Source organism: Kribbella sp. NPDC051952, assembly GCF_040680855.1.
Lineage (GTDB): Bacteria > Actinomycetota > Actinomycetes > Propionibacteriales > Kribbellaceae > Kribbella.
Genome location: NZ_JBFAXQ010000001.1, coordinates 444,279 through 464,777, shown reverse-complemented (window position 1 = coordinate 464,777; position 20,499 = coordinate 444,279). Strand labels below are relative to the sequence as shown.

The 20,499-nt window shown below is 67.8% G+C and carries 20 protein-coding genes; 12 read left to right on the top strand and 8 right to left on the bottom strand.

Translation table 11 applies throughout. The features are described 5' to 3' along the window. Nucleotides 1-10 precede the first annotated feature (10 nt). The 4 genes from AB0L70_RS02275 to AB0L70_RS02260 are packed head-to-tail and all read left to right on the top strand — an operon-like array spanning nucleotide 11 to nucleotide 4,182. The gene (locus AB0L70_RS02275; protein WP_363679025.1) at nucleotides 11-1,621 is read left to right on the top strand and encodes an ATP/GTP-binding protein; all 1,611 of its coding nucleotides are present in this window, start codon (nucleotides 11-13) and stop codon (nucleotides 1,619-1,621) included. Continuing rightward, nucleotides 1,621-3,459: a TraM recognition domain-containing protein gene (locus tag AB0L70_RS02270; protein WP_363679023.1), complete on the top strand. Its 1,839-nt coding sequence runs from the start codon at nucleotides 1,621-1,623 to the stop codon at nucleotides 3,457-3,459. The genes AB0L70_RS02275 and AB0L70_RS02270 overlap by 1 nt, the downstream gene beginning before the upstream one ends. Further along, entirely contained in the window at nucleotides 3,449-3,823 is a 375-nt protein-coding gene (locus AB0L70_RS02265; protein ID WP_363679021.1) for a DUF4913 domain-containing protein, read from the top strand. The genes AB0L70_RS02270 and AB0L70_RS02265 overlap by 11 nt, the downstream gene beginning before the upstream one ends. Before the next feature lie 2 nt (nucleotides 3,824-3,825). Next, complete coding sequence (locus tag AB0L70_RS02260) at nucleotides 3,826-4,182, top strand: YrdB family protein (protein ID WP_363679019.1); 357 nt, start codon at nucleotides 3,826-3,828, stop codon at nucleotides 4,180-4,182. Here the strand turns inward: AB0L70_RS02260 and AB0L70_RS02255 are convergent. Both AB0L70_RS02255 and AB0L70_RS02250 read right to left on the bottom strand, forming a co-directional pair. Beyond that, nucleotides 4,179-4,898: a hypothetical protein gene (locus AB0L70_RS02255; protein WP_363679017.1), complete on the bottom strand. Its 720-nt coding sequence runs from the start codon at nucleotides 4,896-4,898 to the stop codon at nucleotides 4,179-4,181. The genes AB0L70_RS02260 and AB0L70_RS02255 overlap by 4 nt on opposite strands. Before the next feature lie 43 nt (nucleotides 4,899-4,941). Next, nucleotides 4,942-6,276, bottom strand: a complete 1,335-nt coding sequence (locus AB0L70_RS02250; RefSeq protein ID WP_363679015.1) for an MATE family efflux transporter — start codon at nucleotides 6,274-6,276, stop codon at nucleotides 4,942-4,944. A gap of 462 nt (nucleotides 6,277-6,738) precedes the next feature. Here AB0L70_RS02250 and AB0L70_RS02245 point away from each other — a divergent pair, with 462 nt between their 5' ends. After that, entirely contained in the window at nucleotides 6,739-9,813 is a 3,075-nt protein-coding gene (locus AB0L70_RS02245) for a replicative DNA helicase (RefSeq protein WP_363679953.1), read from the top strand. Here the strand turns inward: AB0L70_RS02245 and AB0L70_RS02240 are convergent. After that, nucleotides 9,810-10,442 (bottom strand): MerR family transcriptional regulator, encoded by a 633-nt coding sequence (locus AB0L70_RS02240; protein ID WP_363679013.1) that lies wholly within the window; start codon nucleotides 10,440-10,442, stop codon nucleotides 9,810-9,812. The genes AB0L70_RS02245 and AB0L70_RS02240 overlap by 4 nt on opposite strands. An 86-nt stretch (nucleotides 10,443-10,528) precedes the next feature. Between AB0L70_RS02240 and AB0L70_RS02235 the strand changes: the two genes are divergently transcribed. Together AB0L70_RS02235 and AB0L70_RS02230 are read left to right on the top strand one after the other, a co-directional pair. Then, complete coding sequence (locus tag AB0L70_RS02235) at nucleotides 10,529-11,032, top strand: hypothetical protein (protein WP_363679011.1); 504 nt, start codon at nucleotides 10,529-10,531, stop codon at nucleotides 11,030-11,032. Further along, complete coding sequence (locus AB0L70_RS02230) at nucleotides 11,029-11,430, top strand: hypothetical protein (protein WP_363679009.1); 402 nt, start codon at nucleotides 11,029-11,031, stop codon at nucleotides 11,428-11,430. Before AB0L70_RS02235 ends, AB0L70_RS02230 begins: the two co-directional genes overlap by 4 nt. Nucleotides 11,431-11,452: 22 nt before the next feature. Here the strand turns inward: AB0L70_RS02230 and AB0L70_RS02225 are convergent, their stop codons facing one another. Further along, entirely contained in the window at nucleotides 11,453-12,445 is a 993-nt protein-coding gene (locus AB0L70_RS02225; RefSeq protein ID WP_363679007.1) for a WYL domain-containing protein, read from the bottom strand. A gap of 57 nt (nucleotides 12,446-12,502) precedes the next feature. On the opposite strand from AB0L70_RS02225, the gene AB0L70_RS02220 reads away from it, so the two are divergent. Then, nucleotides 12,503-13,789, top strand: a complete 1,287-nt coding sequence (locus tag AB0L70_RS02220; RefSeq protein WP_363679005.1) for an FAD-binding oxidoreductase — start codon at nucleotides 12,503-12,505, stop codon at nucleotides 13,787-13,789. A 30-nt stretch (nucleotides 13,790-13,819) separates the two neighbouring features. Here the strand turns inward: AB0L70_RS02220 and AB0L70_RS02215 are convergent, their stop codons facing one another. The 3 genes from AB0L70_RS02215 to ugpC are packed head-to-tail and all read right to left on the bottom strand — an operon-like array spanning nucleotide 13,820 to nucleotide 15,794. Continuing rightward, on the bottom strand, nucleotides 13,820-14,215 hold the full coding sequence (locus tag AB0L70_RS02215; RefSeq protein WP_363679003.1) for a RidA family protein: 396 nt from the start codon (nucleotides 14,213-14,215) through the stop codon (nucleotides 13,820-13,822). 57 nt (nucleotides 14,216-14,272) lie between these two features. Continuing rightward, nucleotides 14,273-14,701, bottom strand: coding sequence for a protein phosphatase (locus tag AB0L70_RS02210; protein WP_363679001.1), 429 nt, complete (start codon nucleotides 14,699-14,701; stop codon nucleotides 14,273-14,275). A 13-nt stretch (nucleotides 14,702-14,714) separates the two neighbouring features. Further along, a complete protein-coding gene (gene ugpC, locus AB0L70_RS02205) occupies nucleotides 14,715-15,794 on the bottom strand; it encodes a sn-glycerol-3-phosphate ABC transporter ATP-binding protein UgpC (protein ID WP_363678999.1) in 1,080 nt (359 codons plus the stop codon). Between the two features lie 197 nt (nucleotides 15,795-15,991). Between ugpC and AB0L70_RS02200 the strand changes: the two genes are divergently transcribed. Both AB0L70_RS02200 and AB0L70_RS02195 read left to right on the top strand, forming a co-directional pair. Further along, the gene (locus AB0L70_RS02200) at nucleotides 15,992-16,552 is read left to right on the top strand and encodes a helix-turn-helix domain-containing protein (RefSeq protein WP_363678997.1); all 561 of its coding nucleotides are present in this window, start codon (nucleotides 15,992-15,994) and stop codon (nucleotides 16,550-16,552) included. Beyond that, nucleotides 16,549-17,379 carry an SRPBCC domain-containing protein gene (locus tag AB0L70_RS02195; protein WP_363678995.1) on the top strand — a complete coding sequence of 277 codons (831 nt, stop codon included), beginning with the start codon at nucleotides 16,549-16,551 and terminating at the stop codon, nucleotides 17,377-17,379. Before AB0L70_RS02200 ends, AB0L70_RS02195 begins: the two co-directional genes overlap by 4 nt. An 11-nt stretch (nucleotides 17,380-17,390) precedes the next feature. On the opposite strand, the gene AB0L70_RS02190 is transcribed toward AB0L70_RS02195, so the two are convergent. Continuing rightward, nucleotides 17,391-18,293: a LysR family transcriptional regulator gene (locus AB0L70_RS02190; RefSeq protein ID WP_363678993.1), complete on the bottom strand. Its 903-nt coding sequence runs from the start codon at nucleotides 18,291-18,293 to the stop codon at nucleotides 17,391-17,393. A gap of 158 nt (nucleotides 18,294-18,451) precedes the next feature. Between AB0L70_RS02190 and AB0L70_RS02185 the strand changes: the two genes are divergently transcribed. Both AB0L70_RS02185 and AB0L70_RS02180 read left to right on the top strand, forming a co-directional pair. Beyond that, nucleotides 18,452-19,636 carry an MFS transporter gene (locus AB0L70_RS02185; RefSeq protein WP_363678991.1) on the top strand — a complete coding sequence of 395 codons (1,185 nt, stop codon included), beginning with the start codon at nucleotides 18,452-18,454 and terminating at the stop codon, nucleotides 19,634-19,636. A gap of 9 nt (nucleotides 19,637-19,645) precedes the next feature. Then, a complete protein-coding gene (locus tag AB0L70_RS02180) occupies nucleotides 19,646-20,476 on the top strand; it encodes an aminoglycoside phosphotransferase family protein (RefSeq protein WP_363678989.1) in 831 nt (276 codons plus the stop codon). The last annotated feature ends 23 nt before the right edge of the window (nucleotides 20,477-20,499 follow it).

Below are 20,499 nucleotides of genomic sequence, written 5' to 3'. Positions count from 1 at the left end.
GGGAGCCGCAGTGAGCAAGAAGAAGAAAGAGGTCGATCCGTCCCGTCGGGGCAAGCGGCCGATGCCGCGTGGCTGGCCGCAGCCGGGTGGCGGGTACTCGACGTACGTGCAGGCTCCGGCCGAGTGGCGGGGTACGACGGTGCAGGTCTGCGGGATGTGGCCGTTCTCGGCCGGCACCGGCAGCCCGATGGTCGGCGTACCGATCGGCCGCAACCTGCTGTCCGGCGCGACCATGTGCTGCGACCCGATCAGCTGGTTCATGCGGGCCAAGCTGATCTCGAACCCGTCGATGTTCGTGCTCGGCAAGCCGGGTCTGGGCAAGTCGACGATCACCCGCCGGATGGCGCTCGGCCTGGCAGGGTACGGCATCCAGCCGCTGGTGCTCGGCGACCTGAAGCCCGACTACAAGGACCTGATCGAGGCCCTCGGCGGGCAGGTCATCCAGCTCGGCCGCGGCCGTGGTCACCTGAACGTGCTCGACCCGGGCGAGTCCCGCCAGGCCGCACTGCGGCTCACCGGCAAGGCGCGTGAGGCGATCCAGGCGGACGCGCACGGTCGCCGGCAGACGATGGTGTCGGCGCTGATCTCGATCATGCGCTCGGCTCCGCCGACGGACCGCGAGGAGACGATCATCGACGAGGCCCTCAAGGTCCTCGACGAGCGCTACGCCGGTACGCCGGTACTCCGCGATCTGCTCCAGGTCGTCCAGGAGGCGCCGGACCGGGTCCGCAACGTTGCCCTGGACCGCGGCAGCCTGGACCGGTACCGGCAGATCACCGAAGGACTCGAGGCGTCCCTGATCGGTCTGGTCGGCGGTGGCCGGCTCGGTGAGATCTTCTCCGAGCAGACCGACAACCCGATGCAGATGGACCGTCCGGTCGTCTTCGACGTCTCCAACATCGACGACTCCGAGACGAACCTGCAGGCCGCCGTACTGCTGGCCTGCTGGTCCTACGGGTTCGGTGCGGTCGCGGTCGCCCAGGCGCTGGCCGAGGCCGGACTGGAGCCGCGGCGGCACTACTTCGTCATCCTCGACGAGCTCTGGCGGGTGCTGCGCGCCGGTCGTGGTCTGGTCGACCGCGTCGACGCGCTGACCCGGCTGAACCGGCAGCGTGGTGTCGGGATGGCGATGATCTCGCACACCATGTCCGACCTGCTGGCGCTGGAACACCCCGAGGACCGGATGAAGGCCAAGGGCTTCGTCGAGCGGTCCGGCATGGTCATCTGCGGTGGTCTGCCGCGGGCCGAGATGGAGAACCTGACCGAAGTGGTGCCGATGTCGCAGGAGGAGCAGAACATGCTCATCGGCTGGCAGGACCCGCCCGCGTGGGACCCGGCCACCGGTGAGGAGGCCGCGCCCCCTGGTCGCGGTAACTTCCTGGTCAAGGTCGGTGGCCGCCCGGGCATCCCGGTGCACGTCGGCCTCACCTCGGTCGAGCGCGAGATCAACGACACCAACAAGCTCTGGAAGACCGGTGCCGACGGCAAGCCGATGAAGATCGAGGTCGCCCCGGACGGCACCGAGGAGGTCGTCGGGGAGTACAGCCTGGACGATCCGGCGATGCTGCCGCCGCCCGACCCGACCACGCGAGTGGTCGCCAGAACGGGAGTTGACGAGTAATGGCCCAGGGCAAGAAGAGCACCGGACCGGGCGGCCTGTCCGGCGAGTCGATCCTGATCTTCGTCGGCATCGGCCTGTTCGCGATCGTCGTGGTCGGTGTCTGGGGTGCGCTCAAGATCGCGGCCGGGATCAACCACAGCCGTCCGGTCCCGAACCCGATGACGGCCCTGGCCGAGCTGGTCAGCGGCAAGCTGATGTGGTCCGGTGCGGCCACCGGTGTGCTGATCCTCGAGCTGCTGGTGCTGGCCGGCCTCGGTGCCGGCGGGTGGCTGTTCGCCCGGCGGACGCAGCAGAGCATCGGCCGGGTGGACCGGCAGGCGTCGCTGATGTCGAAGCGGTCCGAGATCTTCAAGCTCACCCGGGAGGGTGCGCAGGGAATCGCGGAGCGGCTCGGCGCCGGCCATGCCGGTCCCGGCATCATGATCGGCCGGACCGTCCGCGACAACCTCGAGGTGTTCGGGTCCTGGGAGGACATGCACGTCGACATCTGGGGTCCCCGAACCGGTAAGACGACGTCTCGCGCCGTACCGGCGATCCTGGACGCGCCGGGCGCGGTGGTCGCCACCTCGAACAAGCGCGACATCGTCGACGCCACCCGGGGACCGCGGACCGAGCGCGGGCCGGTCTGGGTGTTCGACCCGCAGGAGGTCTGCGAGGAGCCGAACACCTGGTGGTGGAACCCGCTCAGCTACATCACCGACGAGACCAAGGCCCGCGAGATGGCCGAGCACTTCGTCGCCTCGCAGCGCCAGGTGAACGCCCAGACCGACGCGTTCTTCGATGCCGCCGGCACCGACCTGCTGGCCGGCCTGCTGCTTGCCGCGGCGGTTGCGAAGCGGCCGATCACCCAGGTGTACACCTGGCTGGCCGACCAGCGGAACGACGAGCCCGAGCGGATCCTGCGCAACACCCCGGGCCTGCAACTGTCCGCTGACGCACTGTCCGGTGTCATCAACGCGCCGGACAAGCAGCGCGCCGGCGTCTACGGCACGGCGCAACAGAGCGCCCAGTTCCTGGTCAACCGCAAGGTCACCCGCTGGGTCGTCCCGCAGGGTGCGAACGACACCCGCCCGCAGTTCAACCCGCACGAGTTCGTCCGCCAGGGCGGCACGCTGTACAGCCTCTCCAAGGAAGGCGCCGGTACGGCGGGACCGCTGGTCACCGCACTCACGGTGGCGGTCGTGGAGGCCGCCGAGCAGTTCGCGCGCGGTTGCCCGATGGGCCGGATGCCGAACCCGCTGGTCGGCGTACTGGACGAGGCGGCGAACGTGTGCCGCTGGAAGAACCTGCCCGACCTCTACAGCCACTTCGGCTCCCGCGGCATCGTGCTGATGACGATCCTGCAGTCGTGGGCGCAGGGCCAGGAGTGCTGGGGCGACCACGGCATGGAGAAGCTGTGGTCCGCCGCGAACATCCGCGTGTACGGCGGCGGCGCCTCGGACTCGAACTTCCTCGAGCGGCTGAGCAAGCTGATCGGCGACTACGACATCATCTCGAGCTCGGTGTCGTACAACGAGGGCAAGCGCGGCACCAGCCGGCAGACCCAGCGGCAGAACATCCTCGAGGTGTCCGACCTGGCCGCGATGCCGCCCGGTCGTGCGGTCGTGTTCCCGTCCGGAATCCCGGCCACGATGGTGAAGACGGTACCGTGGTTCACCAGGCCGGACGCGGGGGCTGTGAAGGCGTCACTGGCGAAGTACGACCCGGGTGCGTCCGGTGCTCCGGCCGCCGGTGGGAACCCGTGGGTCTCGGCCGGTGCCGGCCAGCCTCCGGCGGTGCCGCGTGGCCCGGAGAAGCCGGTGTGGGAGCAGAACGAGGAGCAGCGCGGTGGATGGTGAACAGGAACTCTTCTATCCGCATGTCGCGGCGTTCGTCGAAGACCGGCTGATCTACCTGTACACCCGGCGGATCGGACAGCAGTTCATCTGGTGCCCGGAGTGGTACCGGCACGCCGAGGCACTCAGCCGGCTGGACTCGATCTGGCGGGCCTGGGAGCACCTCCGGCTCGACCCGGCGACCGGTATGTCGGTCTGGTGGCGCGACCACGCGGACCCGCACATGATGGCGCTGCTCGACCCGGACGGGCCGTTCGCGGCCTGCCGCGGGACCCACACCGACTACCCGATCCCGCCGCTCCCGGTGGAGGAACCGCCCGCGGGCCTCTTCTTCGACCAGCGTCAACCGAACCTGCGCGGAATCTAGATGTGCCTGCGCTGAAGCTGGGGTGGAAGTGGGGCAACCTGACGTTGGCGTTCGCCGTCGAGCTGGTTGCCCTAGGCATCTTTGCGTGGTGGGGCTGGGAGAACGGCTCCGGCACGGCTGTGAAGCTGGTGCTGGCCATCGGTCTGCCAGTAGTTGCAGCCGTGGTGTGGGGGCGGTTCGCCGCACCGACCGCGACCCGCACCACTCCGGTGGTGCGGGCGGTCGTGAAGGTCGTCGTCTTCGGCCTGGCCGGCGCGGCACTGTGGGCGCTCGGGCATCCGGTGCTCGCGGTCATCTTCGTCGTGGTGGTCGCCGCGAACCTGCTGATCATCCACACCCAGAAGCTGCAGCCTGACTAGTCGCCCAGGCCGAGGTCGGGCTCGGTGCTGCGATCCGGCGTCCGCCGCTTCCGGAGCTCCTTGCGGACGAACTTGCGTGCTACGGGTGGCTTCTGCGGTGCCGTGGCCGTCGCAGGCGGTTGTGCTTCCTGGGCCTGCTGTCCCTCGGTACGGCGTTCGCGGGCTCTGCCGGCGTAGTCGTCGGCGATGAGGTCCTCTTCGGTCGCCACCCGGCCCTCGCGAGCTGCCGCGCGCTGGTCACGCCGGCCGGACGCGGCCAGGCCGGCCGCACCAGGCTCGTCCGGTCGTGCGGCCGCCTCGTCGAGCTTGTGCCCGCCGCGAGCCTGATCGCTGACCGAATGCAGGCGTTCGGTGTCCGCGAGCTCGCGGTGCCGATCGCTGGTCGCATCATCGAGGTCGGCGAGCCGGAAGGCTTCCCTGGCTTCGGTCGCCGCCGCGGTGGCATCGAGGGTCTCGTGTCGCAGCCGTTGCTCTTCGAGCTCGCGCTCGTCCTCAGCGCTGAGCTCGCGCTCGGTGGCATGAGCGGCGTCGAGCTCGGCCTGGCGGCGGGCCTCGTCCTCTTCCCGGGTCAGCCCGGTGACGGCGGCCAGTCGCTCGTCCGGCTGCCGCCGCAGCGCGCGGGCACGCCGTTCACTCGCGGACTCGGTGTCGTCCTCGCCCTGCTCGTACTGGTCGAGCTCGAGAGCGACATTCGGGTCATCGTCGGTGTCGGGCATGCCGGCTCCTTTCTCCGGACCCCACGATGCCGTACCCCAGGGGTCAGCGGGTAGCTCCGGTCACCAGCCAGCCGTCGCGACGCTCCCGGGTGGTCAGTGTCAGCAGCCGCAGCAGCATGAACCCGCCGAACGCCCACCAGAGGGCGACGATGCCGCCATCGAGCCACAGCACGCTCAGCGCCAGCGGTACGTACAGCACCAGCGCGATGACCCCGGCCACAGCGAGATACGGTCCGTCACCGGCGCCGATGAGTACGCCGTCCAGCACGAACACGACTCCGTTCACGGGCTGCCAGAGAGCCGCGACGATGATGATGGCGGCGAGAGTACGGCGTACCTCCGGATCGCTGCTGAACCACGGGACGTAGACGTCGCGCAGCCCCCACAGAGCCAGACCGCCGATGAGCCCGGAGAACAGGCCCCACCACATCATCCGGCGGGTGATCGCGCGTGTGCCGGCCACATCGCCCGCACCGAGCGCACGGCCGGTGAGGGCCTGGGCGGCGATGGCGATCGCGTCCAGGGCGAGAGCGAGGAAGGACCAGAGCGTGAAGGCGACCTGGTGTGCCGCGACTGACGTCGTACCCAGGGCTGTCGCGACGAACGTCAGCAAGATGATTGCCACCCGCAACGTCAGGGTGCGGACGATCAGCGGTATGCCCATCTGTGCGGACGCGAGGATGCCGGGCCGGTCCGGCCGGAGCTTGGCGCCGTCCCGTCGCGCACCGCGGACGACGACCACTACCAGCGCGACCCCGGCTCCGGTTTGGGCGAGCGCCGTACCGAGTGCCGAGCCGGCGATGTTGAGGTCGAGGCCATAGACCAGGAGGACGTTCAGGGCGATGTTGGCGAGGTTGGCGGTGATCGCCACGATCATCGGCGTCTTGGTGTCCTGCAGACCCCGCAGTACGCCGGTCGCCGCGAGCAGGAGCAGCATCGACGGGATCCCGAAACATGAGATCCGGAGATAGGTCACCGCGTGGTCCGCGACATCCGCGGACGGATCGAACGCACCGATGGCGGCCGGCGCGAGGATCAGACCGGCCAACGCCAGTACGACGCCCAGCAGCAACGCCAGCCACAATCCGTCGATGCCCTGAGCGAGTGCGCCCTTGTGATCGCCGGCGCCGATGCGACGGGCGACGGCAGAAGTGGTGCCGTAGGCAAGGAACACGCAGATGCCGACCAGCGTCTGCAGGATTGTCCCGGCGACCCCGAGCGCGGCGAGTTGCGGCGTACCGAGGTGACCGACGATCGCCGAGTCGGCCAGCAGCATGAGGGGCTCGGACACGAGCGCGAAGAACGCCGGGACGGCGAGCCGCAGAATCTCCTTGTCCTGGTCCCCGAAGAGCCGGCGAAGTCCGCTGCGACCTGTCACGATGCCGATGGTCGGGGACGGCGGCACGTCATGAGCATGCGGCCTATTGTGCCTGACTTCGGCTGTACACAGGCGCCGGATCCCGGCCTGCGGAAAGAAGTTCGGGACTAATTCTTCTCCACAGTTGTGAATGGGAGAAACCGCAGGTCAGAGGGATGTTGTGGATGGTTGTCCCCAGATATCCACAGGGTTGTGCCCAACCTGTGCACACCACCTGCCGGGGTTTCCCACAACTCGTCCACACCCCCTGTGGACGACTGGCTACCACCCGGTGACGAGACCGGCGTACGGTCGCGTGTCACCTGGGCGCGAACAGTGTCGGTGGGCACGGCTACGGTTCGATCAGGTGTTCGATCCCGGCCTTCGATGGTCGGGCAGCGGTGAACGAGGAGGTCGGGCGAAGTGAGCGTGGCGGAGTTCCGCGGGGGACAGGGCGGCGGCCAGGAAGAGCGCAGCCCGGAGATGGGCTTCGACCGTACGCCGCCGCAGGATCTGGCGGCCGAGCAGTGCGTGCTCGGCGCGATGATGCTGAGCAAGGACGCGATCGCGGATGTGATCGAGACCCTGCGCGGCACGGACTTCTACCGGCCGGCCCACGAGTCCGTCTTCGACGCGATCACCGACCTGTATGCCCGCGGCGAGCCGGCCGACGCGATCACGGTCGCCGCCGAGCTGAACAAGCGCGGCGACATGGCCCGCATCGGCGGCGCGCCGTACGTGCACACGCTGGTCGCCTCCGTCCCGCTTGCTGCGAACGCCGGGTACTACGCGCACATCGTCCGGGAGAAGGCGATCCTGCGCCGGCTGGTCGAGGCCGGCACCAAGATCGTCCAGCTCGGGTATGCCGGTGAGGGTGAGGTCGACGATGTCGTCGACGAGGCCCAGGCCGAGATCTACTCGGTCACCGAGAAGCGCACCACCGAGGACTACGCGCCGCTGAAGGACATCATGGAGGGCGCCCTCGACGAGATCGAGGCGATCGACTCCCGTGGGGACGCGATGGTCGGCGTACCGACCGGGTTCACCGACCTGGACGAGCTGACCAACGGCCTGCACCCCGGCCAGATGATCATCGTCGCCGCCCGTCCCGCGATGGGGAAGGCGCTCGCGCTCGACACCCCGCTGCCGACGCCGACCGGCTGGACCACGATGGGCGAGATCGCCGTCGGCGACCAGCTCCTCGACGCCAACGGTCAGCCGACCACGGTGGTGGCGGCGACCGAGGTGATGGTGGACCGGCCGTGTTTCCGGCTGTCCTTCTCCGATGCCAGCACGATCGTCGCCGACGCCGAGCACCAGTGGCGCGTCGAGGACGGTGGCCGCCCGGTGGTCTGCACGACCGCCGACCTGTACACGGCGATGTCAGCGAGTCCCGGACTGACACCGCCGATCCCCGGGTCGGCGCCGCGGCAGATCACCGGGCACGGTTTCCCGGCCGCGCTCGCCGGTGAGGGTGACCGCCGGCTCGAGTGGGTCGACCCGGTCGAGAGTGTGCCGGTGCGTTGTGTCGAGGTGGACAACCCCGACCATCTGTACCTGGCCGGCAAGACGATGATCCCGACCCACAACTCCACCCTGGGCCTCGACTTCGCCCGCTCCGCCTCGATCCGGCACGGCCTGACCTCGTGCATCTTCTCGCTGGAGATGAGCCGCAACGAGATCACCATGCGTCTGCTCTCGGCCGAGGCCAAGGTCCCGCTGCACCACATGCGCAACGGCAAGATGACCGACGAGGACTGGGCCCGCCTGGCCCGCAAGATGGGCGAGGTCTCCGAGGCTCCCCTCTTCATCGACGACTCGCCGAACCTCACCATGATGGAGATCCGCGCCAAGGCCCGCCGCCTCAAACAGCGCCACGACCTCCGCCTCATCGTCATCGACTACCTCCAGCTGATGACGTCGGGCAAGAAGGTCGAGTCCCGCCAACTCGAAGTCTCCGAGTTCTCCCGCTCCATCAAGCTCCTCGCCAAAGAACTAGAGCTCCCGGTAGTAGCCATCTGCCAGCTGAACCGAGGCTCAGAACAACGCTCCGACAAACGCCCCATGGCCTCAGACCTCCGCGAATCCGGCTGCCTAACCGCTGACACGCGGCTGCTGCGTGCGGATTCCGGCGCGGAGATCTCGCTCGGCGAGTTGCTGGCGACGGACGCCAAGGACATCCCGGTCTGGTCGCTGGACGACCGGCTGAAGCTCGTGCCGCGCACCCTGACGCACGCCTTCCCGAGCGGGGTCAAGGAGGTCTTCCGGGTGAAGCTCGCGTCTGGCCGCGAGGTCAAGGCCACCGCGAACCACCCGTTCCTGACGTACGACGGCTGGAAGTCCTTGGGCGATCTGATCCCGGGGTTCCGAGTGGGCTCGCTCCGGCACGTGCCGCCGCCGCTCGAGGTCAAGCCGTGGGACGAGGATGAGGTCACGCTGCTCGCGCACCTCCTCGGAGACGGCTCCTTCGTCAAGCGTCAGCCGATCCGCTACGCCAGCATCGACGAAGGCAATTTGACCGCGGTCGCGGAGGCGGCACACCGGCGGTTCGGCATCACCGGGATCCGCGATGAGCACGCCGCCGCTCGGGTGACCAGTCTTCGTCTGCCCGCGCCGTACCGGCTGGCTCGCGGCAAGCGCAACCCGATCGCCGCCTGGCTTGACGGTCTGGGACTGTTCGGCCTCCGCAGCCATGAGAAGTTCGTGCCCGACGGCGTCTTCGCGCTCCCGAAGGAGCAGATCGCTCAGTTCATCCGCCATCTCTGGGCCACCGACGGTTCGGTCCGCTGGGACGCGAAGACCCGCCAAGGTCGCATCTACTACGCCAGCACCAGCCGCCGCCTCGTCGACGACCTGGCCCGACTCCTTCTCCGCCACAACATCTTCACCCGGATCAAGACAGCCAAGAAGGCTGGCTATCGCGATTCGTACCACCTGCACATCTACGGCGCCGAGAACCAGCTCCGGTTCTGTGACCAGATCGGCGTCCACGGACTTCGGGGCCTGAAGGTGCTGGAGGTCGCGACAGCCCTCCGCGACATCAAGGGCAACACCAACCTGGACACGGTGCCGAAGGAGGTCTGGTCCCGGGTTCGCGAGGTCCTTGCCGACCGCAACGTCACACACCGCGAGTTCGCCGCAGCCATGGACACCAAGTTCTCGGGCTCGACGATGTGGAAGCACGCTCCCAGCCGGCAACGCCTCGCCAAGGTCGCCGATATCCTCGACAACGCCGACCTCGAAGTCCTCGCGACCAACGACATCTTCTGGGACACCATCACCTCGGTCGAAAGCCTCGGCGAACAAGAGGTGTACGACGCCACCGTCCTCAGCACCCACAACTTCATCGCCAACGGCATCGCCCTACACAACTCGCTGGAACAGGACGCCGACGTTGTCCTCCTGCTCCACCGCGAGGATGCGTACGAGCGGGAGTCGACCCGGCCGGGTGAAGCTGACTTTATTGTGGCCAAGCACCGTAACGGGCCGACTGCCGATGTCGTCGTTGCCTTCCAGGGGCACTACTCGCGGTTTGTGGACATGGCCCACGACGGTTAGCGGTTCTTCCAGTGTTTGGCTGAGGTTGATTCTTGGGCCAGGAGGCGGAGGGACGAGATGAGGGTTTCGCCGAGGATGGTGCCGATGACGACCGACTCGGCCAGCTGGTCCCGGGTGGGGTTGGCGGTTACTGCTTCGATTTCGAGGGCGGCGAAGCTGTCTACCGCGTCGGCGTAGGCGTCCAGCAGGGTGACGAGGTTGTCCTGGCTGAGGGTTCGGAAGGCGGCGACGGTTTCGATCAGGGTGGCTAGGGCGGGGGCCTCGGGCTCTACGGTCCAGCCGCGCCTGGTGATCAAGTCCGTGACCTGGGTGGTGGCGGCGATGCGGGCCTCCTCGGTGGCGGTCTGTTTGCGGGTCGGGGTGAGCGCGCGGTGGGCGCGGCCGATCTGTTCGTGCAGGGGTACGTCGTCCGAGTCGAGCGACTCGAGGATGTCCTTGACCTGCGCGACCGGGACCTGAGCGAGCTCGACCAGGGCCCGGATCAGGCGGAGCCGGCGCACGTGGGGTTCGCCGTACGACGCCTGGTTCGGGCTGCTGAGTTCGCCCGCGGGGAGCAGGCCCTCGCGTAGGTAGTACTTGATCGTCGGCACCGGGACCTCGGTGACCTTGCTCAGTTCCCCGATTCGCATTTTCGCTTGCCTTCCGCTCGACTGTGATGGATAGTATCAGTATCCATAAACGGATACTCCAACTATCCATGTGAGGAGCTGAATCGATGATCCCCCTCGTGCTGGTGCTGTCGACGCTGGTCTTCCGGGCGCTGGGTGCGCTCGGGGTCCAGCGGTTCGCGAGCTGGCCGGCGAGTGCGGCGCACGGGATGGCGCTGATGCTGCTGTTCACCGCGAGCGCGCACTTCGTCCCGGCGAATGTGACGGTGATGCCGAACCACGCCGACATGACGCGGATGGTGCCACCGTTCCTGCCGTTCGCGGACGCACTCGTCTACATAACAGGTGTTCTGGAACTGCTCGGCGCAGTCGGTCTCGTCGTCACCGCGACCCGCTGGGCGGCCGGCTATGCGCTCGCCGCGCTGTTCATTTCGTTGCTGCCGGCAAACATTCACGCCGCGGTCGCCGACGTACCGTTCGCCGGTGGTGAGGCGACGCCGCTGTGGCAGCGGATTCCTGAGCAGGTGCTCTATCTGGCGGTCGCGCTCTGGGTGGCCCGGGCCGCACGCAAGTCCCCTGAGATCCACGTGAAAGAAGAGGTGTACGTATGACCGACACATCCCGGATCATCGCCGGAGTGATCCTGCTGACCATCGTCACGATCCAGTTCGGTGGCTACTTCATGACCAAGATCGTCCGTGGTCAGGTGCCGATGACCGGGTTCCAGAAGTCGTTCGCGCGAGCCGGTCACGCGCATGCCGGTGTACTGGTGATCCTGAGTCTGGTCGGGCTGCTGTACGTCGACCAGACCAGCCTGACCGGGTTCTGGTTGTGGGTCGCGCGGCTGGCGATCCCGGCGGCGGCAGTCCTGATGTCCGGCGGGTTCTTCGCCTCGTCCGCGGGCAAGGACCGGACGCAGCCGAATCAGTTCCTCTGGGTGCTCTGGGTCGGCGCCGCGTCCCTCGCACTTGGCGTACTGACCCTCGGCATCGGCCTGATCGTTGCCTGACCACGCCGCCCCGCGGGTGGAATCACTGCCCGCGGGCGCGGAAGGCCACCGCGAGCCGTTCGCCGACGGAGCCGATCAGGGCGGCAACCTCCTCGGTCGCCTCGTCGACGGTGAATTCGGCGCCTAGGGCAACGACCGACACCACCTGGGACAGCACCATCGAGGCCGTGTCCGCAGTGAACCGGACCACGCAGGCATCGGCCGCCAGTGCTTCAACCGTCCCGCGAACCACGCCCTCGAACGTGTCGGCCACGACCTCAGCCGGCACCTGGACCGTGAGCCGCACCGAATGCCGGTACTGCGCGGCCGCGAAGGACTCCACCAGGTACGTCGAAGCATCCGGCGCCGGCAGGACCCGCGGCGTGAACCGATGCAACGCCGGCGTCACCGCGTCGATCCGGTCGACCCGGAACGTCCGCCAGTCATCGCGCGACGGATCGAACGCGAGCAGGTACCACCGCCAGGTCAACGTCAGCAACTGATGCGGCTCTACCCGGCGACGTGCCGGGTCCCCCTGACGACCTTGGTAGTCAAAGGCAACGATCTCGTGGTTCCGGCAGCACCGCGCGAGTACGGCTAGTACCTCCGGATCCACCTGTGGAACACCAGGCCGAGGAACCGCCGCCGCGGCCGAACTCACCGCCGCCAACTGCGGCCGCAGCCGAGCCGGCAACACCTGCTCGAGCTTGGCCAGCGCCCGCATCGAACTCTCCGCGATCCCACTCACCCCGCCACCGGCCGCGCCGACCAGACCGAGCGCGACGGCCACCGCTTCGTCGTCGTCGAGTTGGAGCGGCGGCAACGTCGTACCCGGACCGAGTCGGTAGCCGCCCGCGGTCCCGGTCGTCCCGGTGACCGGGTAGTCGAGGGAGCGCAGCCGGTCGACGTCGCGCCGTACTGTCCGCTCGGTGACGCCGAGGCGGTCGGCCAGTTCGTGGCCGGACCACTCGCGGCGGCTCTGCAGCAACGACAGCAGGCGGAGCAGGCGGCCTGGCATCTCCTTCCGGGTACTCACCACACCAGCATGCCTTGCGGACAAGATGTGTCCGCAAGGGCTCCTAGGGTGAATCACATGATGTTGACGACGGAAAGCAACGGCTACGACGAGGCACGGCTCGGATTCCAGCGACGGGACCCGCACCGGCCCGCGGTGATCTTCCCGGTCACGAGTACGGCGGAGGTGGAGGACGCGGTCCGTTATGCGACCGATCACGACCTGCGGATCGCGGTCCAGGCAGCCGGGCACGGACTGAACGCGGGGATGGACGGCGGCGTGCTGATCGCGACCGGCGCCTTCAATGGTGTCCGGGTCGACGCGGACCGGAAGACCGCCTGGGTCGAAGCGGGTGCGACCTGGCGCGACGTGATCGAGGCGACCACGCCGTACGGGCTTGCGCCGTTGTCCGGCAGTCTTCCTGGGGTCGGCGCGATCTCGTACACGCTCGGCGGCGGGCTCGGATTGATGGCTCGGCGGCACGGATACGCGGCCGACCATGTGCGGCGGATCGAGCTGATCACGCCCGATGGGGTACGCCGGAACGCGGAGGACGACCCGGATCTGTTCTGGGCGCTCCGCGGCGGTGGCGGCAACTTCGGCGTGGTGACGGGGATCGAGATCGACCTCTTCGACGTACCGACGCTGTACGGCGGAAGCCTGTACTTCGACTTCACCGAGTACCCGGACGCGGCGGAAGTCTGGCGCGAATGGACCCGGACCGTGCCCGAAGAGGTCACCTCGGCGGTCGCGATTGTCCCGATCCCCGACATCCCGCCTGTGCCTGCCCCACTGCGTGGCAAGTACATCGCCCAGCTCCAGCTCGCGATCCTCGGTTCGGGCGGTGAGGACCTGATCAAGCCGCTCCGGGCGATCGGTCAGCCAGTGCTCGACACGGTCGGCGAACTCTCGTACGCCGAGTCCGGCAAGATCTTCGCCGAGCCCGAACGCCCGGACAGCTATCGATCCCGCAATGTCCTGCTCAGCGATCTCGACCCGAAGGCGCTGGCGACCCTGCCCGACCTCGCCGGTCCGGACGCGTCGTCGATGTCCGTGATCGGGATCCGTCATCTCGGTGGTGCACTCAGCCGCCCGCCGGCCGTCCCGAACGCGGTCGGCCATCGGGAGGCTGCGTACGCGTTGACTGTTTTGCAACCGGGGGAGGCCGATCGGGCCGAGCAGTACCGGACGATCCTCGAGCCCTGGCGAGAGATTACGGTCGGCCGGTTGCTCAACTTCACCTTCGCTGTGTTGTCGAGCGATGAGCTCCGGGAGGCATTCGATCCCGGTGACTACGACCGGCTGCTGGAGCTCAAGCGCCGGTACGACCCGGATGGCCGGCTGCTTGCGAATCACCAGCTCTAGCGATCAGCTCCTCGACCACGGCGGGTGCGATCACAGAGCGGCTGTTACGTCGATCTCGACGAGTTGGCCTGGGAAGCCCAACTGGGCAACGCCGAGCAGCGTGCTGGCCGAGGTGAACGCCGGTGCGAGTGCGGACTCGTTCAGTTGCGTCCACACCGCCGAGAGGTCCTCACGGACTGGGCTCGCAACGTAGATCACCGTGCGTACGACGTCTGCCGGGGAAGCGCCCGCGGATTCGAGCGCGGTGAGGATGTTGGCGATCACCTGTGCGGTCTGGCCCTCCAGCCCGCCCTCGGCGAGGTCGCCCGACGGCTGCAGCGGGCACTGGCCGGCCAGGTAGATCAGCATGTCCGCCTGGACCTTGGTCACGTGGTGATAGCCAGGCGTCGGGTGCAGTCCATCCGGGTTGGCGCGCTCGATCGTCACCCCCCGAGCCAACGCGAGCGCGGCGCTACGGTCAACAGCTTTACCGGGTCAAGAGTTTCACCGGGTAAAGCGTCGTACGAAACGCTTCTGCCAGGGCGTCTCCACTGCGTGCCGGTCGTAGTTCCGGCGCACGTAGTCGACGGCGTCCGCGGCGGGGATCCCGTCGAGGATCGCGAGACAGGCGAGCGCCGTACCGGTGCGACCGCGACCACCGCCGCAGGCGAACTCGACCCGCTCGCTGCCCGCCCGCTCCAACGCCTCAGCGAAAACGGCGCGGGCTTCCGCGCGATCGGAGGGCAGCCAAAAGTCGGGCCAGCGAAGCCACCGCGACTCCCAGGAAACCGGCGGTGGCTCCTTGCCCAACAGGTACACGCCGTACGCCGGACATGGCTCTGCCGCCGGGCCGTTGCGCAGACCACGTCCGCGCACCAGTCGACCCGACGGCAGCTCCATCACGCCGGATGCACCCTTGACCCACGCTTGCATCCGGCAACGGTATCTAGGCGGTCAACCGCTCCTCGGTGGAAGTCGAGAAGAGGTGCAGCTTGTCGGCGTCCGGGGCCAGGTGCACGAGAGTGCCCTTGTCGTTGTGGAGCCGGGTGCCGATCCGGGCAATGATCTGCTGCTTCTCGTCGGTGTGCTCCGCGGTCCCGTACAGGAACGCGTCCGAACCGAGCTCTTCGATCACGGCGACCTTCACCGGCAGACCGGCGTCGGCCAGGTGGAACGCCTCCGGGCGGATGCCGAGCGTCAGCGTCTTGTCGTCACCGGCCTTGGCCAGCAGCTTCCGCTCGATCGGAACCACGTAGTCGCCGATCTTCGCGCCGCCGTCGGTGATCTCGGCCTCGATCAGGTTCATCGCGGGCGAGCCGATGAAGCCGGCCACGAACTTGTTCTTCGGCCGGTCGTAGAGGTTCAGCGGGGTGTCGACCTGCTGGAGTACGCCGTCCTTCAGTACGGCGACCCGATCGCCCATCGTCATCGCCTCGACCTGGTCGTGGGTGACGTAGACGGTGGTGACGCCGAGGCGGTGCTGCAGTTCGGCGATCTGGGTGCGGGTCTGGACCCGGAGCTTGGCGTCGAGGTTCGACAGCGGCTCGTCCATCAGGAACACCTGAGGATTACGGACGATCGCGCGACCCATCGCGACGCGCTGACGCTGACCACCGGACAGTGCCTTCGGCTTGCGGTCGAGGTACTCCTCGAGACCCAGCAGCTTGGCCGCTTCCTCGACGCGCTTGGCGCGGTCGTCCTTGTGGACGCCCTGCATCTTCAGCGCGAAGCCCATGTTGTCGGCGACCGACATATGTGGGTAGAGCGCGTAGTTCTGGAACACCATCGCGATGTCGCGTTCCTTCGGCGGGCTGTTGGTCACGTCCCGGTCGCCGATGTAGATGGAACCTTCGTTCACCTCTTCGAGGCCGGCCAGCATCCGCAGCGCCGTCGACTTGCCGGAACCCGACGGGCCGACGAGCACCATGAACTCGCCGTCCTCGATGTCGAGATCGAGCCTGTCCACCGCGGCGATGTCGGTACCCGGGTACACCCGGGTGGCTCCCTTGAACGAGACAGTTGCCATGTCGCGCTTCCTCTCCTCCGCCGGCAGGAACGTGCCGGACGATCCGTAGCAAAGGCCCCCAGGGTTGGGTGTCTTGCCTCGGTGACACATCACCAAGACATCTGGAAGAACGAGCGACCTCCCATTTACATTCCCGAGTGATGGAAGTTGTCGGTCCATTGACAAGCAGAATTTTTATGTACAAACTCTTTTTTGTGATGCGAGACGTGATGCACCTGGAGCAGCTCGAGCAGGCCGAGGCCCTGTTCAAGCCGCAACGGATCGAGGTCCTGCGGCGGCTGGCCGAACCACAGACCTGTGGCGAGGTGGCCGAGCAGCTCGGGCAGACACCGCAGCGCGTCTACTACCACGTCAAACGCCTCGTCGAGGCCGGTCTGGTGACACTGGTGGAGGAGCGCAAGGTGCGCGGAGTCCACGAGGGCATCTACCAGGCGACGGCACGCTCGTACTGGCTGTCGCCGCGGCTGATCGGCCGCATCGGCAGCCTGCGGCGGGCCCGCGACGAGCTCAGTCTCGGCTACGTGCTGGACCTGATGGAAGAGGTCCAGACCGACATCGCCGCGCTGGACCGGTCGGCTCCGGAGCTGCCGTCCATCGGGGTGTCCGGTGAGATCCGGGTCCCACCGGACCGGCGGCAGGAGTTCTTCCAGGACCTGCGCAGCACGCTGCAGGACCTCTTCGAGCGCTACGGCGGAGCTGAGGGCGACGCCTTCAAGCTGGCCGTGGCGTGCTACCCCAAGGGAGACCAAGAATCATGACCGAACCGCTCATCCTCCAAGTTCGCGCCCGGGCCGGCCTCGACGAGACCCGGCAGGCGCTGACCGATCCCAAGGCGCTCAACGCCTGGCTCGGTGAACACTCGACTGTCGACCTGCCCGCGACGTACGAGTTCTGGGGCCGCTACATCCCCGAGGGCGACGCGCCGCACCAGCGGGTCGTCGGGTACGACGGCAACACGCTGACGCTGGGGTGGACCCTCGACGGCGTGGAGACGACCACGGAGATCTCGTTGATTGCCGAGGGCGACGAATCCACCGTGATCAGGGTGGCGCAGAGCCACTTCGACTTCGCCGAAGCCCTCAGCGGGTCGACGATTCGCGGCGTACTGCAGACCTTCTGGTCGCTCGCTCTCGCCAACCTGGTCGACCACCTGGAAGGACGCGAGCTGACCACGCGGCCGGACTTCACATCGGCCGAGTTCACCGGCGAGGCGCTGATCGACGCGCCGGTCGCGCAGGTGTACGCGTCGCTGACCGAGTCCGAGAAGGCGTCCGCGTGGTTCGGATTCCCGATCGGGATCGAGCCGTTCGCCGGTGGCCGGTTCGCGATGGGCGGCTTCGACGCCGGCCCGGGTGCGACGGTGGTCGAGGTGGTCGACGGCCGCGCGATGTCCGTCGACTGGGGACCGAACGGGATCAGCCACTGGGAGCTGGCCGAGTCCGAGGGCAAGACGCGGCTGACCTTCGTGATGAGCGGGTTCGACGAGTCCAACCCGCCGTACGGCGCCTGGCTCGGCTGGCTCAGCGGGGTCGCGGGACTGCGCCGCTTCAACGAGCTGAAGGACTGGCAGGTCTGGGTCGCTTAGGGAGACAAGCCCTAGAAGTACGGGTCCTCCGGCCGGATCGAGTCGGTGAGGAGATCGAGCAGGGCGGTGACCGCTCGGCTCGGTCTCCTTCCGCTGATCGTGACCACGGACAACGTCCAGGTCAGGTCGGTGCCGGCGATCGGGAGCTGGGCGACGTCGGGTGTGGTGGTCAGTTCCAGCGCGGGTACGACGGCGACGCCGAGCCCGGCGCGGACGTAGTCGGGGATCGTGGTCAGTTCCGGCACCTCGACCCGGACCCGACGGGGCAGACCGACGTTCTCGAAGGCGCGGTCGACCATGCTGCGGTTGCCGAACCCGTGCGGCATGTCGACGAATCGCTCCCCTTTCAGCTCCTCCAGCCGGACGCCCTGCTGACCGGCGAGCGGGTGTGACTCCGGCAGCAGTACGACGAACGGGACGGAGGCGAGGTCGTGAATCTCGAGTCCGTACAGCTCCGGTCGTGAGAGGCCGACCAGGGCGACGTCCAGACGACCGTGCCGTACGTCGTCGGCCAGCCCACTCGACCCGGTCGGCGAGGTGGCGACCTGTACGTCGACCAACGGATACTTCCGGTGGAATGCGCCGAGTAGCTCGGCCAGGTTGACCAGGCGCAGCCGTGCGAGCGTGCCGATCCGGATGTTGCCGCGTAGTCCGGCGGACGCCTCCTCGACGGCGGCCCGAGCGCGGTCCAGCGCCTCCAACGCAGCCTTTGCTTCCGGCAGCAAAGCCTCGCCGGCCGCAGACAGTGCCACTCGTCGGGTCGAGCGGTCGAACAGGGTCGTCTTCAGATCCGTCTCGAGCGCGCGGATGGCGGCCGAGACGCTCGACTGGACCGTGAACAGCCGCTGCGCCGCCCGGGTAAAGCTCAGTTCCTCGGCGACGGCGACGAAGTACTCGAGCTGTCTGCTGTCCACAGGCCACCCCCACCCCAACCTCTTCTTGATTTCTTACATTTATCGTACTTCTCGATAAGACAGTGCAAGAACTTTCGTTGGACTCGATAGATGATGCGAGCCACCCTGGACACATGTCCACCTTGACTGGTCCGCGTGCGCTCGGATCGACTTCACGCGTGCGCTTGTCCCACGGCCCAGGCTTCTGGGTGATCGCCGCGGCCTTCCTGACCACGATGGCGTTCTCCACGATCCCGACGCCGCTCTATGCCATCTACCAGCACCGCGACGGATTCCCGACGTACGTCATCACGATCATCTTCGCGAGCTACGCGGTCGGGGTGATGGCGTCGCTGTACCTGGCCGGCCATGTGAGTGACTGGCTGGGCCGCCGGCGGGTCGCGCTGCTCGCCGTACTCGCTGAGGTGTTGTCGGCGGGCGTCTTCCTGTTGTGGCAGGACGTGCCTGGTCTGCTGCTCGCGCGCTTCATCTGTGGGGTTGGCGTTGGGGTGCTGACCGCGACTGCCACTGCGCACTTGTCTGAGCTGCGACAGGTCTCGCGGCCGGATGAGGATCCGGGGCGGTCGGCGCTGATCTCCAGCATGGTGAACCTCGGCGGGCTGGCGTTCGGTCCGCTGGTGGGTGGGCTGCTGGCCCAGTACGTCGACGCTCCGCTCGAGCGCCCGTACGAGATCTTCTTGGTGCTGCTGGTGCTGAGTGCGATCGGGATCGCGGTGGTGCCGGAGACCGTGGAGCGGTTGGAGGAACGGCCTGCTTATCGACCGCAGCGGGTGGCGTTGCCGTCGTCGGCCAAGCCGTTGTTCTTCGCTTCGGCGATCGGTGCGTTCGCTGCGTTTGCGATCTTCGGGCTGTTCACCTCGCTGGCGCCGACGTTCCTGGCTGGGACGCTGCATCACACGTCACGGGTGCTGGCTGGGGTCGTGACGTTTGCGGTCTTCATTGCGGGTGCCGGCAGTCAGATCGTGTTCGTGCGGCTCAGTCGGCAGCATCAGTTGCGGGTCGGGCTGGTCGCGATGTCGGTTGGTCTGATTGGCGTTGCGCTCGGCGGGTTGCTTCCGAGCCTGTGGATCTTCATCGTTGGCGGCGTGATCGCCGGGGTCGGGGTTGGGCTCGTCTTCCGCGGCGCCGTCGCCACCGCCGCGTCGCTCGCCGGGCCGACCTCCCGCGGCGAGGTCCTCGCGGCCCTCTTCTTGATCGCGTACGCCGGTCTGGCGATCCCCGTACTCGCGATCGGACTGGGGCTCGCCCTCCTCCCGGCCGACGTCGCCCTCCTCATCTTCTCCGCCCTGATCCTGGTCCTGGTCAACGCCGCCGTACTGCGCATGCTCCGCGCCCACAGGTAGTTTGCTCTGGTGGATCTCGAGCGGGACTTCGGGCTGAGTGTCCGTGCGTTGGTGCCGCATGTGGGTGGGTTCGAGAGTGATTGCTGGGTGGCGGACGACGCCTGGTTCGTGAAGGTGTGGAAGCGGGCGGGGGTGCCTGACGGGCTGGGCTTGTTGGAGGAGTTGCGAGGGCTCGGATTGCCGGTGGTGACGGCTCGGCCCACTGTGGACGGGCAGCTCTTCGCGATGGTCGACGATCGGCCGTATGCCGTCTTTCCTTATATCCAAGGGCGTACGGCGACCCGTAACGACTGGCGTGTGACCGCGCGAGCGCTCAAGCAGGTGCATGAGGTGACGGATCGGCCGGACCTACCGCGCGCCACGCTGGACGAGCCGGATGTGGAGCAGTTGGCGCAGCGGCTCGATCATCCGTGGATTGTGGACCGGCGGGATGAGGTGGCTGCGGCGATCGATCGGCTGTACGGCGTGATCGAACGAGCGCGCGACAAACCCGTACGCGAAGTCCTTTGTCATCGCGACTTCGGCGGTCTCAACCTGATCGTGGACGACGCGGGCGAGGTCGCGGCCATTCTCGACTGGGAGCAGGCCGTGATCGGGCCGCGCGAGCACGACGTGTGGATCGCCGCCGAAGGACCGGAGCTCGGACCCTTCCTCGCGGAGTACGGCGCTCACGATCTCGACCTGGATCACCTCGAGTACGCCTTACTGTCCCGAGCCCTCCGGGATATGGCCGCTCGCGTACTCGGCGGAGTCGATCGGCCGGGCGTGGATACGTGGGGTTTCGACCGGATCGCCCGGCTGGACACCGACCTTGCGGTGTTCCGCGAGTACTGCAACTGATGCCCCCTGCTCCTAGGATGCGG